This window comes from Alphaproteobacteria bacterium (assembly GCA_004295055.1).
In the GTDB taxonomy this organism is placed as follows: domain Bacteria; phylum Pseudomonadota; class Alphaproteobacteria; order SHNJ01; family SHNJ01; genus SHNJ01.
The window spans coordinates 1-15,353 of sequence record SHNJ01000009.1; the positions used below are offsets into that span (position 1 = coordinate 1).

Sequence of the window (15,353 nt, forward strand, 5' to 3'; positions counted from 1 at the left end):
ATGATCCGGGTATTGTCGAACCGTTTAAAGCGGCTGCCGAAAAAGGCGATATTGATTTATGGCCGTTATGGGAAGCGATTCAATGCCCTGCATTAATTGTCCGGGGCAAAAATTCCGATGTACTGCCACCCGATATTTTGGCCAAAATGTTGCAAAAAGGCGCGTTTGTCGAGTTTGTTGAAATAGAAAACACCGGCCATGCCCCGTCCCTGATGGACGATGGGCAGATTGCCATGATAAAAAATTGGTTACAAAAATAAGGACTAACCATGGATTTCCAATTATCTTCCGATCAACGCGCGTTGCAAGACATGGCGCAAAAATTTTCCCGCGAAAAACTGGCGCCAAAGGCGGGCGAGTGGGATGAAAAAGAACATTTTCCGTTGGACGTGCTGGCCCAATCCGCAAGTTTAGGATTCGCCGGAACATATGTGCCGGAAAATTACGGCGGATCGGGATTGTCGCGTTTGGATGCGGCGATTATTTTCGAATCCTTGTCGCATGGGTGCATTTCCACCGCCGCGTATCTAAGCGTGCATAATATGGTTGCCTGGATTCTGGCCGAATATGGATCGGAAGATCATAAAAAACATTTCCTGCCGCGCATGACGAGCATGCAAGCCTTGGGCAGTTATTGTTTAACCGAACCGGGCGCGGGGTCGGATGCCGCGTCGTTGAAAACCAAAGCGGTGAAAGATGGCGGCGATTATGTTATCACAGGCAATAAAACGTTTATTACGGCTGGCGGTACAAGCGAAATTTATGTGGTGATGGCCCGTACCGGCGAAGAAGGGCCAAACGGCATTTCCGCGATTGTGCTGGAAAAAGGCATGAAGGGATTGTCGTTCGGCAAGCCGGAGCAAAAAATGGGATGGCGCAGCCAACCGACCAATTCCATGACGATGGAATCGGTGCGCGTGCCCCAGCGCAATTTATTAGGCAAAGAAGGCGATGGCTTTAAAATTGCTATGAAAGCACTGGATGGCGGGCGGATCAATATTGCCGCTTGTTCCTTGGGCGGGGCGAAAGCGGCGATGGATATGGCCATGGGTTATGCCGAAAGCCGCAAACAATTTGGCCGCAAAATCATGGATTTTCAAGCCAATCAATTTAAGTTCGCGAATATGGCGATTGCCCTGGATGCCGCGCGTTTGATGACATATCGCGCCGCGCAAAGTTTCGATTCCAAAAATCCGGATTTGACATTGCATGCGGCAATGGCGAAAAAATTTGCATCGGAAGCCGCGTTCAATATCGCCGACGAGGCGCTGCAACTGCATGGCGGATACGGGTACATCCGCGAATATCAGGTAGAGCGCATTTTGCGCGATCTGCGCGTGCACCGGATTTTGGAAGGCACGAACGAGATTATGCAATTGATTATCGCGCGTAAAGTGCTGGAAACCTATGCCGCATAGCAAGCCCGTTATTATTCAGCATAATTCACCCATCGGGCATATCGTATTGAATCGGCCGACGGCGCTAAACTCGCTGAATTTGGAAATGATTCAATCCATTCATGAAGCGTTGGATGAATGGAGCCGAGACCCCAACATTGTGGCTGTTTTAATCGAAGGTGCCGGCACCAGGGCTTTTTGTTCCGGCGGCGATATTCGATTGATGCATACAAAACGCGGCGATTTTGCCTTTGGGTACGAAATATTTAGAAGCGAATACACGCTTAATCATAAGATTCACGAATATCCCAAACCTTATATCGCGATCATGAACGGCGTTACAATGGGTGGCGGAATAGGGATTTCGGTATATGGCAGCCATCGTATCGTGGTCGATTCCACTAAATTCGCCATGCCGGAATGCGCAATTGGATTATTTCCCGATATCGGCGCATCCTGGTTTTTACAAAAAGCGCCAGGAAAAATTGGAATTTATCATGGGCTTATAGGCACGCCGATGAATGCTGCCGACGCGCTATACAGCGGCATGGCCACGCATTACTTGACGGCGGAAGAACTGCACCATTTCAAGCATAAATTATTTTCGATTCGCGAAGCCAAGGATGTTGATGTGTTGTTGTCTGGTTCCGGCAGGCCGCCGATGGAATCCGGGTTGGAAAAAATGCGTCAACAAATCGACGATCACTTTTCCTATGATAGCGTTGAAAAAATCTATCGTCATCTGGGCCGCAGCGAATGGGGCAAAGAAATAAAGGCCGTCATGGATAGAAATTCGCCGACCAGCATGGCTTTAACCTTGGAAGCTTTCCGGCGCGCCGCTGGAAAAAGCTTGCGCGAAGTTTTAAAGACGGATTTATTATTAAGCCAGCAATGCTTGCGCCGCGACGAATTTTACGAAGGCGTGCGGGCGGCGGTGATTGATAAAGACCGCAATCCGAAATGGCAGCCAGCTTCGATTACCGAGGTTTCGGAAAAAGAAGTCGCCGAGTTTTTTAAGCCTATTCCAGGCATCGATTTGGATGTATTCGATCCCCAATAGCCATTACAAAAATGGCCTTGATTTTTCCTAAAAAAGCGATTATTATACAATTATTATAAAATTTATTAATAGTATGTAATTTTTGTTACATCTGTTAACGTTTTTTTTACCAATTTACGATAAAAAGAGATACGCTATATACTTAATTAGATACAAAACTGAAAAACAACAAAGTTATAGTAGGGGGATGAGATAGGATGTCGACGATTATGATTAGGGATCACGAGCATACATCGAGTGCCACCGGCGGCAATATGGGCGGGTTGAACAAATTGAACGTAACCTCGCCATTCCGACTGCCTGCCTTAAAAACCCTCAGCAAAGAACAATTAGACGAAAAATTAGATCCTTTATTGGAAGCCACTACCGAAGAATTATTGATGCTGCGCGAAAAAACTTATGCGGTTTTGGACCGCATGGATGAATTGGAATCATCGGGCCAAAAAATTCCGGTGGTTGAATTCGAAGAAATATTACGCGGCGCGGCCGTAATCGAACAGTTTCTAGCCGAGCGGATGCAAGGCGTCATGCGCGCTAAAGGCGGAAAAATCATTAACAAAGCAGAGGTGATCTAATGAACAGAAGTCGCTTTATGAAAGAAGGTAAAGTAGATCCTTCGGCCGTGTTTGGAAATGAAGGTGTCTATGGCATGCACGAAGCTGTAACATCTAGAAAAGTTCGTGAACCTTTAATGGGTATGGGCGCCAGCGCCAATCCTGTATTGGCTGCTGCGATGATGCGCGATATGGGACCTCGCGGCCGTTAGAATATGAACTAAGTATTTCATACGGTCATGCTGTCTTTGGCGGCATGGCCGTTTTTAATTTTCAGATTATGTAATATTTCATGACCCGCTTAATCTTGATGCTATTGCTGATGATTTTTGCCGCCAATAACGCGATGGCGGGTACGTCCGTCTATGCCAAGAAAAAACAAGTGCCTTTGAACGATGAATCGTCGGGCGTTACCGAAGACGGCACCATGCAAACGGCTATAGGATCTGTGGTTAAATCCTTATCCCAGGAACAAATAGCGGCTTTCGCGGCCTGCTTGGAAAAATACGTCGATCCCGAAACCGCCAGCAATGTGGCCAGTCAAACGGTTGGTTCCGGCGCTATTCAGGTTCAAGAGGGCAGCTATCAAAATGCACAAGCCTTTATGGCAACCCCACTGGGTCAACAAGCCATTAGCAATTGTCACACCCATATTGAAAGTTTGTTGCCGCAAGTACAGCAACAATTTCAACAAGATTTATCGGAAAAAGATCAGAATACCGTCCCGTCCAGCCCTTAAAACTGTTATAATATTATAATCAATTTATATCGTCAGTATAGTTTCTATACGAAAAGGTCTGTATATGCGTATTTTTATCGTTTTAGCCTGTTTGATTGTTTTTGGCTCTGCCGCGCAGGCGGAGAATTTCGATCCATTCCGTCCGAATCAGTCCAATCAAAATAGCGCAAAAAAAAATCAGGATTACGATCCAAATATTGCGCAGCATGGCCGCCAGGATACGCCGGCGCAAAAATCTTCCAGCTTGATGAATATGAAATTATCGCAGTATGATCAGGAATTGTTCGACAATTGCCGCGCGGAAGCCCGTAAATATGGCACCGATATCATGCGGATTAACACGTCTTCGGCATTTCTAACCACAACGTATCGCAATCCGTCTTGTAACAAATTCGTGGTCGAAAAAATGTTAAACAGCATGGATGACGCGATGCGGGACGATCCCGAAGCCTTGGTTGAGTTTCAGCGCAGCAAGGAAGCGCAGCAAAAATATAATGAACTGAAAAAAGCCTATACTATTTTAAGCCGCGGCAATCCGGTGGCCTATAATAACAGTGGCTTTAAAATTAATAACGATTACCTGCCATCCGGCAATTATCGCCAAACGCCTTCAACCCGTGCTTTGTCGGCCCCGGATAGTTTTTCGGACGATCAATACAGCTATATCCCGGAATCCAAACCAGTGGTTCCACAAGAATGGTGGGCTAAGGATTATTATCAAGCCGATATGGCCAAAGTTCAGGCGCAAATTGCCAACCGTCAAGAACACCGTAACCGCGCTTTGTCTCCTGAAGGCCAAGGGTTAGGTCCCAATCCATTAAAGTCGATCATGATGGAAGCGGAGCAAAAAGAACAAGACCGGGTCAGCAGCCGTCATGGCGGCGCACGCTTGCCATCTTTCCAAAATCAAGATTCTTATCAGTAGTTGATTCCTTATGTCTAAAAACACAGCGATATTTATCGGCCTTCTGGCCGTATTGGCAATTTTGGCCGGACTGGCCAATCTTCCTTCCCGTGCGTCGGATTTGATTGAAATGTCTTTTGATCCGTCTTTTTCATTGACCGATCATAATGGCCAACCGGCAACCGAGAAAAATTTCAGCGATAAATACGTTTTGTATTATTTTGGTTTTACCAATTGCCCGGATATCTGTCCGGTCGATTTACAGAAATTAGCCGACGCATATGATCGTTTGCCGCAGGATAAAAAAGACAAGCTGCAAATTTTGTTCATCACCATTGACCCGGAACGGGATACGCCAAAAGCGATGAAACAATATCTATCTAATTTCAATAATAACTTTGTAGGATTAACGGGCAGTGCGGAGTCCATTAAATCGGTGGGGAAGGGATTTAAAATCTACGCCGAGAAGGCGGAAATGGATCACGGGGGCGGACATGAGCATCATGGACAAAAACCCGCCAACTATACTTTTAACCATACCGCCATGTTTTATATCGCCTTGCCGCAAAACAAATCGTTAGGCGTGCTGAAAAACGAGCTTGATCCGGCGGCATTGGCGCGGAATTTAACAGTTATTGTTCACTGATATATAAAAGATTCATTCCATTATTTCTCTCCCCACAAGGGGGCATTAATAGCATTTCCTTTTCTTCTTGCTATATTCTTAATGTTATATTATAACATAACATTATGAGCGAAATTATTGCCCTTTCTACCCATGCCGCGCCAGTTTCCAAGGATGTGTTAATCCTGGATCAGGTGCATATTCATATGGGTAAACGTTGCGTGCTGCATAATGTCGATTTGCGCCTTTCCAGGGGCAGCATGACGGCGATTATGGGGGCGAATGGGGCGGGTAAAACCAGTTTATTAAAATCCTTGGTGGGTATTGTGCCAGTCACATCCGGCAGTATCGACGTGGATCGTAACGATCAGACCATTGGCTATTTGCCGCAAATCACCGATTTCGACCGCGATTTTCCAGTGCGGGTGCGCGACTTAATCGCAATGGGATTGATCGGCAAAGGTCTGTCCCGCGCAGAACAAAAATCAGTTATTGCCGATATTCTGGAACAAGTGAATTTGTCCGGCTATGCGGCCAGCTTTGTCCAAGATTTGTCCGCCGGGCAATTGAAACGCGCGCTGATGGGCCGCATGATCGCCCAGGATGCGGATATTTGGTGTTTGGATGAACCTTTTGCGGAATTGGACCGGGCCAGTTGCGATTTGATGATGGCCATTCTGCGCCGCATGCAAAGTGCCGGTAAAACCATATTGGTGGTCATTCATGACGATCAATTGCTGCGCCAAGGATTCGATTTTATTCTATCGCTGCAAAACCAAACAGCGACGCTTCATAAAAATCCCCATCTTCAGCCAGGTATAATTAAGCTACAGCAAGCCACATGCTAGCCGAACAGCATTTTTTTCCGCTATTTATCGATCCGTTTCTGCATTATGGATTTATGCAAACCGCTTTGCTGGCGACCATCTTATTGTGTCTTTCCACTATTCCTATCGGCGCTTTTGTGGTGTTGCGCCGGCTTAGTTTGATCGGCGATACTTTGTCGCATGCCGTTCTGCCGGGTGTTGCGATTGCTTATGTTTTATTCGGCATGTCGATTGTTGCCCTAATCGCGGGGGCGGTATTCACCGGATTGCTGGTGGCGATATTCGCCGGTTTCGTAACACGCACCACCCGATTGAAGGAAGATTCCAGTTTTGCTTCTTTCTATCTGATTTCCTTGTCCTTGGGTGTTTGCCTGATCAGCGCCTTTGGCAGCAGCAACGATTTATTGCATTTTTTATTCGGGGATTTATTGGCGGTGCCAAACAATTATTTGTATTGGCTGTTCGGCCTGTTGGTTTGTTCCGGCATAATTATGATTTCGCATTTCCGCTATTTCGTCGCCGAATCTTTTGACCCCAGTTTTATGCGTATCAATAAATTGAAAGGCAATTGGTATTATTTTCTGTTTCTGGCCTTGTTCGTTATTAATATCGTATTTTCTTATTTCATTTTGGGTACATTATTATCCATGGGGCTGTTCATCTTGCCGGTAATCGCGGCGCGTTTATGGGTTCGGGATATCATTCATTTAATCGCCCTGGCCACTATATTCGGTATCGTATTTTCCTATATGGGCCTTGTCGTATCCTATCACTTTAATCTGCCGGCAGGGGCAAGCATCGTATTATGCCTTGGTTTGAATTATGCCATTTCCTTATTATTTCATTGGGTAAATTCTTCTCGTTTTAAATTGTCCATCCCTTCTTAACGGAGAATCACATGCGTAAAATATGGATTGCTTTAATAGCTGTTTTGCTGTCGGCCTATGTTCAGCCATCTATGGCCCAGGATGCAGCCGCGCCGCGCAAGCTGCGCATACTGACCACGTTCAGCGTTTTATACGATATTACCCATAATATTGTCGGGGACAGCGCGGATATATACAACATCGTTCCATTCGGCGTTGATGCGCATGAATATCAATTGACGGCACAGGACATGCGGAAATTTGCCATAGCGGATGTGGTTATCGTCAATGGCGCCGGATTCGAGCCATGGCTGGATCGCGTTATTGAAGCGTCGCAGTTTAAAGGTTCGGTCATCGTTGCCTCCAAAAGCGCGGATCTGATTACCTTGACCAAGGAACAAAAACGGATGAGAGAGGAACATTTGGCCGAACATCCAGAAGATAAGGCTGAGGCAAGCAATAATTTGGATCCGCATGCCTGGCAAAATATTTCTAACGCCCGTTTTTATGCGTCTAAAATAGCGAATGACCTTAGCAAAATAGACCCGGCGCATGGCAAGGTATACAAGGAAAATTATAATAGCTATCGTCAGCAATTGATCGATCTGGAAAACTGGGCCAAGAATCAATTTTCCGGAATTCAGGAATCCAAGCGCAAAATGGTATTGACGCACGATTCGATGCAATATTTTGCGCGCAGCTATAAGATTGAATGTTTCAGCGCTTCTGGCTTTAGCACCGAGCATGCGCCTTCGGCTGCGAATATTGCCGCCCTGATTGATTTGATCAAACGCGAAAATATAAAGGCCATTTTTATCGAAAACATGGTCAATCCCGGGATCGTTCAGAAAATCGCCGCGGAAACAGGGCTGACCGTTGGCGGAACGCTATATACCGATGCGCTTAACCCAACCAAAGGCAAGGCCGATACCTATATCGATATGTACCGTTCCAACGTAACGACTATTATCGAAGCCATGAAGCAGGGCGGGGCGTAGATTAATTTACTTTATTTCCTTCCCCTTGTGGGGAAGGATAGAAAATCTAAGCGCCGCTTGGCGCTTAGATTTTATTGGATGGGGGTAATCCCTAATCACTGATATATGAACCCCCACCCCAGCCCTCCCCACAAGGGGGAGGGGGATTCTCGAAACAATGGACAGCGTAACCTTTGATTGCACCAGTCCACCTACGCTTTTTAAGCTTTGGTAGACATCTTTCCCGTAAATTTGTATTGTACCGCCGGATGGATGGGTGGCTGAGCGGTTGAAAGCACCGGTCTTGAAAACCGGCAGAGGCGCAAGCCTCTCGCGAGTTCGAATCTCGCCCCATCCGCCACCCTACGCCGTTAAAATAAATATAAGTTGTGGGGTGTCCTCCGAAGCTCGGAACGAGCGTAGGGGGACTGGTGCAATCAAAGGCTTCGGGTGGCACGCCATCACATTCCCTGCAATTGCGCGCGGCTGACGCTTTCGCCGTCTTTCGGATGAAGATGCCGGAATACCAAGGCCGATACCATCGTCAAACATCCCATCGATAAAAACGCATAATGCAGCGCGTGAATCACCGCGTCATGATTGGTTTGGGAAAGGCCATGCAAAAACCATCCGGCAACCAACGATCCCGTTGCCAGGCCAAAGCTGAGCGATAATTGTTGCAAGGAGCTGGCGATGGTGCTGGCCATGCTGGAATCCTTGGTATGGATATCGGCATAAGCCATCGAATTCATGCTGGAAAATTGCAGTGAATTGAAAAATCCCTGACACAGGCTTAGGAATAATATTCCCAAAATCGGCGTGGTGCTGTCGACCAAGGAAAACATGCACATATTCAAACCGATCAATATAGTATTGACCGCTAAAACTTTGCGATATCCAAACTGCCGCAATACGCGAACTGAAAATACCTTCATGCCCATGGCGGCAAAGGCGGCCGGCATCATTAAAAGTCCGGATTGCCAGGCCGGTAAGCCAAGACCCAATTGGTATAATAATGGCAATAAAAACGGCATGCCGCCGACGCCCAGCCGCGTAATGAAACCGCCAATAATAGCGATGCGGAAAGTGCGCACTTTGAATAAAGACAGCCGCAAAATCGGAAATTTAATGTTCTGTGCGTGCCAGCCATAAGCTGCGAGCAATCCAACAGCGATCACGAACAGAAAAGTCAGCGTGTCGTATTCAATGTAATGCTCGCCGAAAATTTCCAGCAGCCAGGATAACAATGCCGTGCCTGCGCCAAATAATATAAACCCAACGAAATCGAATGGCGGTTTGTGATCGCCAAAATAATTCGGCATATAACGATAGGTCAGGATTTGCGCGATAATGCCGATCGGCACGTTGACAAAGAAAATATCCCGCCAGGACAGCCAATGCACGATCAATCCGCCAACAGTTGGCCCCAGCAATGGGCCGATCAGGGCAGGGATGATGACGAAGTTCATGGCGGTCAATAATTCCGCTTTTGGAAAGGTGCGAATGATAGTCAGCCTGCCGACAGGCATCATCATCGCCGCGCCAACACCCTGGGCAATGCGCGCGGCGACCAGCATCGGCACATTGACGGCAAGCCCGCACAGCATCGAGGAAATTGTAAATATCGCAATGGCGATGGAGAAAATTCGGCGGGTGCCGAAGCGGTCTGCCATCCAACCGCTGAGCGGAATGCATACCGCGAAACTAAGGATGTAACTGGCGACCACGCCTTTCAAACTTAATGGCGTAACATTTAAACTTGCGGCCATGGCTGGAACGGCGGTGTTGACGATAGTGGAATCCAACTGTTCCATAAAAAGGGCGGCGGCGATGACCCAGGGCAGATATCGTTTTACAATTGCGGATTCCATGCGATTTAAATAGGGCTTTTTGTGGGCTAGAACAGGGCCAATTCAGCATTATAACAGTGGATAAACCCGATGCTATATTCTTGTGTTCGTTTCAATTCAAATTATAATGCATGTGTCTTTAAACAGAGGGAATTCTTATGAAAAAAATTGCGGCGCTTTTAATTCTGTCCTTCTGGATGCTATTGCCTTCGGTATGTCACGCCGATGACAGCGATTTTCAGGTTTGGTTAAGCAATTTCCGCACGCAAGCGTTTAAACAGGGTGTCAGCGCGGAAACCATCAATAAGCATTTCAATTCCATTCAATATCTGCCGGATGTCATTGCCAAGGACCGCAATCAGCCGGAATTCAAATTGACCTTCGCCGAATACAAAAAACGCATTATCAGCCCGGAACGGTTGCAAGCCGGCCGCGCGGCATTGAAACAAAACGAACAATATCTGAACTGGGTTCAGGAAAAATCCGGCGTATCGAAATCCGTCGTGGTGGCGCTATGGGGTATAGAAACACGATTCGGCAATGTGAAGGGCGGTTATAATATTCTCAGCGCCCTGGCGACACTATCGTATGATGGGCGGCGCAGCGCCTATTTTTCCAAGGAGTTTATGACGGCGCTTCAGTTAATCGATAAATACCCTTATTTAGACCGTCCGATGCTCAGTTCTTGGGCCGGCGCCGTGGGGCAATGCCAGTTCATGCCCACCAGCTATTGGAATTTTGCCATCGACGGCAATAATAACGGCCGGGTCGATTTGTGGGAAGAACGCGAAGACGTATTGGCTTCCGCGGCCAATTATCTGATGAAATCGGGTTGGAAAGCCGGACAGCCTTGGGGCGTTGCGGCAAAGGGGGCGGAACACATCGATCCCAGCCAGACTGGACTGGAAGTGCAAAAACCAATCGCCGAATGGCTGCACTTGGGTGTGAAACCCGGAAAGATTGTTGGGATGAATATTACCGACCCGGCGTCGTTGATTATGCCGGATGGTCCCAAAGGCCCGGCCTTTTTGGTATTCAACAATTACCGAACGATCATGAGCTGGAACCGGTCGCATAATTTTGCGCTGACGGTTGGATCGTTGGCGGATCAGATCGCGGTACCCGGCAAATCAAAACAGAAATCAACTCCCTCCAACCATAAAAAACCATCCGTAAACCCATCAACGAATTCGGCTGATTATTTATAATGCGCCTTAAAACGCTTGTACTAATACATTCATTTCTATTTCTAACTGCTTGTGCGGAAACGCAATTTGTTACGCACATGGGAAAATTGTGGGGCGGCGAGCCTGCTCCGCAGAATCAAGTAAACCCCAATATTCCTTACAAGGTTGGCAAGCCCTATCAGATCGATGGGCGTTGGTACTATCCGCAGGAAAACTGGGGCTATATGGAAGAAGGTCTGGCTTCGTGGTATGGCGATGAATTTCAGGGCCGCAGCACAGCCAACGGCGAAACTTTCGATAAATATGCTTTGACGGCGGCGCACCGGACTTTGCCGATGCCCAGCCTGGTGCGGGTGACGAACCTTGATAATAACCGCAGCGCGATTTTGCGGGTCAATGACCGCGGTCCGTTTAAAAAAGACCGTATTATCGACGTTTCACACGAAGCGGCCCGGGTGCTTGGATTTGATTTGCAAGGCACTGCGCGGGTGCGCGTGGAATTGTTGAGCGAGGAAAGCAAGCGTTTGGCGATGGCTCATGGCGCGCAATTCCCGGACAGCAATTATGTCTCCAGCCCTTATAACAATACCATCAATCAAGTGGCTATGGACCGGCCTCCATCCGAAAGCAGCGTGACCGGCAGCGGCATGCCGTTTGGGTCTGGGGGATCGTTTGGCAATGGTCCTATTGAAACTATGGATTTAGATCCGCCAAATATGCCCTTGATGGCCAGGGGCGGCGGCGATGGATTTGCCCCGCCACCGGCGCCGCCAGACGATTTTGCGATGCAGCCGATTATTGCCCCGGCAGGCGCGACGGAAATGGCCCCTGCGGCACGGCCGCCAGCGGGCGCTATGCCGGCCATGCCGCCAATACAACAACAGTCTCAGAACCTGAGCAATAGCGTTTATTTACAGGTTGGTGCCTTTGCCGACCGGCAAAATGTGGAAAGACTGGCCAGCCGGTTGAAAAATCTTGCCGAAGTCGAGGTAACCCCGTTAGAAAGAGGGGGCAGAACATTATACCGTGTTCGCCTTGGTCCGCTTGATAATATTCAACAAGCGGAAACGCTGCAAACTAAGGTCGGCGAATACGGTATAAGAGATGCAAAAATAATCATACCGTAATTCGACCACACTAAAACGATAAGGGACTTTAATGAAGATTCGCTGCCTTTTTGCGCTGCTGGGCGCATTGTTGATTGCCACTAGTTCGTTTGCCGCGACAATTGAAACGCCGGCGCGGGAAGCCATTATATTGGACGCGCAAACCGGTACGGAATTATTGTCCAAAAATGCGGATGAAAAAATGCCGCCGTCATCGATGAGCAAATTGATGACCGCCTATGTGGTGTTCGAACAATTGAAAAGCGGCCGTTTTAAATTGGAAGATACGTTCCATATTTCGGAAAAATCCTGGGCTACTCAAGGATCGAAAATGTTCGTCGACATCAACAGCGATGTCAAAATCGAAGACTTGCTGCGCGGCATGATTATTCAATCCGGTAACGACGCTTGCGTGGCGTTGGCCGAAGGCGTGTCGGGCAGCGAGGAATCGTTTGCGATTGTGATGAATGAAACGGCAAAAAAACTGGGATTGACCAACAGTTATTTTGTCAATTCGAACGGCTGGCCGAATCCAAACCATTATATGACCGCGCGGGATTTATTGATTCTGGCGCAGCATTTGATCAAGGATTTTCCGGAATATATGCATTATTACAAAGAATTGGATTTCACTTATCACAAAATCAAGCAAGGCAACCGTAACCCATTGCTGTACGGTTTTCCCGGCGCGGATGGTCTGAAAACCGGACATACCGAAGATGCGGGATATGGTCTTGTCGGTACCGCGATTCGCGATGGCCGCCGCGTGATTATGGTGGTCAATGGTTTGAAATCGATGCAAGAACGCGCCGATGAATCGAAACGATTGATGGAATGGGCCTTTCGTGAATTCCGCAATTACCCAATCGTGAAACCGGGACAAGTGGTTGGTGAAATTCCGGTCTGGATGGGTGAAAAAGACAAAGTCAGCCTGACGGCCAAAGACGATATTTTCCTGACTGTGGCCAATGCCGATCGTGGGAATGTGACGATAAAACTGAAATATAACCAGCCTGTGACCGCGCCGGTTATGGCGGATCAGCCTATTGCGGCCTTATCGGTGCAAATCGGGGCTGGAGCGGCCAAAGATTATCCGCTTTATGCTTCGGAAAATGTTGCTAAACTAGGGCTTATCAGCCGGATTACAAAGGGTATCGGCTATATACTGACAGGCCATTAATTTATGAATCAGGCGCACGCCAAAATCGGACGGTTTATCACGCTGGAGGGTGGGGAAGGCGTTGGCAAATCCACCCAGGCTAGAAAATTGGCCGCTTCGTTAGAGGCTTTGGGCCTAACTGTTATTATTACCCGCGAGCCTGGTGGCGTGCCGGAGGCCGAAGAAATCCGCGAGATTTTATTATCCGGCAAAGAGGATAAATGGGATCCGATTAGCGAAGCGTTGCTGCTGAATGCGGCGCGGCGTCAGCATGTTGAAAAATTGATTAAACCGGCACTGGCCAAAGGCACTTGGGTGATTTCCGACCGGTTTATGGATTCCACCATGGCGTATCAAGGTTATGTTAAAAGCCTGGGCCGCGAAACCGTGCAATCGATTCAAAACGCCACGCTGGGCGATTTTAAGCCGGATTTGACATTGATCATCGATTTACCGTCCGACACCACATTGAAACGCGTCGATAAACGTAAGGGCAAAAAAGATCGTATCGAGGCCGCCTACAATAAAATTCACCGCATTCTGCGTGGAGCATTTTTAGATATTGCTGGCGCGGAATCGGATCGTTGCATCGTGATTGACGGCACGGGCGGTTTGGACGATGTATCAACCCGCATTCTCAATGCGGTGGTAACCAGATTCCATTTGCATGAATTGCAACGAAAAGCGGGATAGGCCATGCGCAATATTATCGGCCATGAAACCGCGCAACAACAATTTTGGGATTCCTGCAAATCCGGCAAGATGGCGCAAAGCTGGATTTTTTTAGGCCCAAAAGGTATCGGTAAGTCCACCTTTGCAAAACATGCCGTGCGCGAATTATTGGCCGGCACGATCAGCGCCAAGGCGGTTGAAATCGCCGCATCCAAGCCAACCATGCTGTTTGCCGAAGAAGCCGCGCCAGCCCCCATTACGCCGGACTCGATTCATCATCCAGACCATCCGATTTACCGTAAAGTCGAATTGGGCACGCACCCGGATTTGCTGATCATCGATACCAAAGTCAAAGAAGGCGAAAAGAAAAAAAATGAATTGGGCGTCGATGCGATTCGCGAAGTTCCAAATTTCCTGCGCCTGGCCGCCGCGGAAGGCAGTTGGCGCATTGTCGTTATCGATGACGCGGAGATGATGAATAAAAACGCAGCCAATGCGTTATTGAAAATCCTGGAAGAACCGCCGCCAAAATCCCTGATTATCCTGATTGCTTCCACATTGGGTTATTTTCCGCCAACCATCCGTTCGCGTTGCCGCGTGCTGAAATTCACCGCATTGCCAGACGATGCGTTGCGCGGTTATATGCGCGAAAATTTTCCGGCGGTACATCGTCCGGAAGACCAGAGTTTTTATATTCAATTCGCCGCCGGCAGTTTGGGTAATTTGAAATTACTGATAGAGGCGGAAGCATTATCGTTGTATGCCGAAATCAAACGCATGTTGGAATATATGCAGGCCCGTAAAACCGAATGGCCGCGTGTGCACATGCTGGCGGAAAAATGCGATGCCAATCCCGAAGTGGCGCAAATGATTTTCAATCGCTTATGTGAAACCGCGATCCGCCCAGTTAGTATGACACAGCCCGATAGCGCGCGGGAAATCATGCTGCGGTTGAAAACGCCTTCGGGGTGGCTGGATTATTACGATCAAATGCAAGATCTTGTTGGAAAGCAGCAATTCCTGTATCTTGACGGCAAGCAAACCTGGCTGAATGTTATGGCCAAAATGGCCGCTTAGATGCCGGGAAAAAGGGACGAGGAATTATGACCCAAAAGAATTTTTATATCACAACGCCTATCTATTACGTCAACGACGCGCCGCATATCGGCCATGCTTATACCACGCTGGCTTGCGATGTCCTGTCGCGCTTTAAACGGCTGGACGGGTACAATGTACGGTTTTTAACCGGCACCGACGAACATGGACAAAAGGTGGAAAAGGCGGCGGAAAAGGCCGGCATGGCACCACAAGCCTTTACCGATAAAGTATCGCAAAATTTCCGCGATCTTTGCCGCACCATGAATTATTCCGAAGACGATTTTATTCGCACCACCGAACCGCGCCATTTGAAATGCGCGCAAGCATTCTGG

The 15,353-nt window shown here is 48.0% G+C and carries 17 protein-coding genes and 1 tRNA gene; 17 read left to right on the plus strand and 1 reads right to left on the minus strand.

The window, feature by feature from the left end:
• Nucleotides 1–269 precede the first annotated feature (269 nt).
• The 11 genes from EYC62_02140 (at nt 270) to EYC62_02190 (ending at nt 8,310) form a co-directional block, all read left to right on the plus strand.
• Complete coding sequence (locus tag EYC62_02140; GenBank protein ID TAH36569.1) at nt 270–1,418, plus strand: acyl-CoA dehydrogenase; 1,149 nt, start codon at nt 270–272, stop codon at nt 1,416–1,418.
• The gene (locus tag EYC62_02145; GenBank protein TAH36570.1) at nt 1,408–2,457 is read left to right on the plus strand and encodes an enoyl-CoA hydratase/isomerase family protein; all 1,050 of its coding nucleotides are present in this window, start codon (nt 1,408–1,410) and stop codon (nt 2,455–2,457) included. Before EYC62_02140 ends, EYC62_02145 begins: the two co-directional genes overlap by 11 nt.
• A 197-nt stretch (nt 2,458–2,654) precedes the next feature.
• The gene (locus EYC62_02150) at nt 2,655–3,032 is read left to right on the plus strand and encodes a hypothetical protein (protein TAH36571.1); all 378 of its coding nucleotides are present in this window, start codon (nt 2,655–2,657) and stop codon (nt 3,030–3,032) included.
• Nucleotides 3,032–3,223 carry a hypothetical protein gene (locus tag EYC62_02155; GenBank protein ID TAH36572.1) on the plus strand — a complete coding sequence of 64 codons (192 nt, stop codon included), beginning with the start codon at nt 3,032–3,034 and terminating at the stop codon, nt 3,221–3,223. The genes EYC62_02150 and EYC62_02155 overlap by 1 nt, the downstream gene beginning before the upstream one ends.
• 80 nt (nt 3,224–3,303) lie before the next feature.
• On the plus strand, nt 3,304–3,750 hold the full coding sequence (locus tag EYC62_02160) for a hypothetical protein (GenBank protein ID TAH36573.1): 447 nt from the start codon (nt 3,304–3,306) through the stop codon (nt 3,748–3,750).
• A 64-nt stretch (nt 3,751–3,814) separates the two neighbouring features.
• Nucleotides 3,815–4,675, plus strand: a complete 861-nt coding sequence (locus tag EYC62_02165) for a hypothetical protein (protein ID TAH36574.1) — start codon at nt 3,815–3,817, stop codon at nt 4,673–4,675.
• A gap of 10 nt (nt 4,676–4,685) precedes the next feature.
• Nucleotides 4,686–5,300 carry an SCO family protein gene (locus EYC62_02170; GenBank protein ID TAH36575.1) on the plus strand — a complete coding sequence of 205 codons (615 nt, stop codon included), beginning with the start codon at nt 4,686–4,688 and terminating at the stop codon, nt 5,298–5,300.
• A gap of 104 nt (nt 5,301–5,404) precedes the next feature.
• Nucleotides 5,405–6,127, plus strand: a complete 723-nt coding sequence (locus EYC62_02175) for an ATP-binding cassette domain-containing protein (GenBank protein TAH36576.1) — start codon at nt 5,405–5,407, stop codon at nt 6,125–6,127.
• Complete coding sequence (locus EYC62_02180) at nt 6,121–6,993, plus strand: metal ABC transporter permease (GenBank protein ID TAH36577.1); 873 nt, start codon at nt 6,121–6,123, stop codon at nt 6,991–6,993. The genes EYC62_02175 and EYC62_02180 overlap by 7 nt, the downstream gene beginning before the upstream one ends.
• An 11-nt stretch (nt 6,994–7,004) precedes the next feature.
• The gene (locus EYC62_02185; protein ID TAH36578.1) at nt 7,005–7,970 is read left to right on the plus strand and encodes a hypothetical protein; all 966 of its coding nucleotides are present in this window, start codon (nt 7,005–7,007) and stop codon (nt 7,968–7,970) included.
• 250 nt (nt 7,971–8,220) lie between these two features.
• Nucleotides 8,221–8,310 (plus strand) — tRNA-Ser (locus EYC62_02190).
• Nucleotides 8,311–8,410: 100 nt separating this feature from the next.
• Here EYC62_02190 and EYC62_02195 read toward each other — a convergent pair.
• The gene (locus EYC62_02195) at nt 8,411–9,820 is read right to left on the minus strand and encodes a DHA2 family efflux MFS transporter permease subunit (protein ID TAH36579.1); all 1,410 of its coding nucleotides are present in this window, start codon (nt 9,818–9,820) and stop codon (nt 8,411–8,413) included.
• 137 nt (nt 9,821–9,957) lie between these two features.
• Here EYC62_02195 and EYC62_02200 point away from each other — a divergent pair, with 137 nt between their 5' ends.
• The 6 genes from EYC62_02200 to EYC62_02225 all read left to right on the plus strand — a co-directional run.
• Complete coding sequence (locus EYC62_02200) at nt 9,958–11,007, plus strand: lytic murein transglycosylase (GenBank protein TAH36580.1); 1,050 nt, start codon at nt 9,958–9,960, stop codon at nt 11,005–11,007.
• Complete coding sequence (locus EYC62_02205; GenBank protein ID TAH36581.1) at nt 11,007–12,113, plus strand: septal ring lytic transglycosylase RlpA family protein; 1,107 nt, start codon at nt 11,007–11,009, stop codon at nt 12,111–12,113. Before EYC62_02200 ends, EYC62_02205 begins: the two co-directional genes overlap by 1 nt.
• Before the next feature lie 31 nt (nt 12,114–12,144).
• Complete coding sequence (locus EYC62_02210) at nt 12,145–13,272, plus strand: D-alanyl-D-alanine carboxypeptidase (GenBank protein ID TAH36582.1); 1,128 nt, start codon at nt 12,145–12,147, stop codon at nt 13,270–13,272.
• A 3-nt stretch (nt 13,273–13,275) separates the two neighbouring features.
• Nucleotides 13,276–13,944 carry a dTMP kinase gene (locus EYC62_02215; protein ID TAH36583.1) on the plus strand — a complete coding sequence of 223 codons (669 nt, stop codon included), beginning with the start codon at nt 13,276–13,278 and terminating at the stop codon, nt 13,942–13,944.
• A 3-nt stretch (nt 13,945–13,947) separates the two neighbouring features.
• Entirely contained in the window at nt 13,948–15,000 is a 1,053-nt protein-coding gene (locus EYC62_02220; protein TAH36584.1) for an AAA family ATPase, read from the plus strand.
• 26 nt (nt 15,001–15,026) lie between these two features.
• Nucleotides 15,027–15,353: methionine--tRNA ligase (locus tag EYC62_02225; GenBank protein TAH36585.1), on the plus strand; the 327-nt coding region annotated here is incomplete at its 3' end.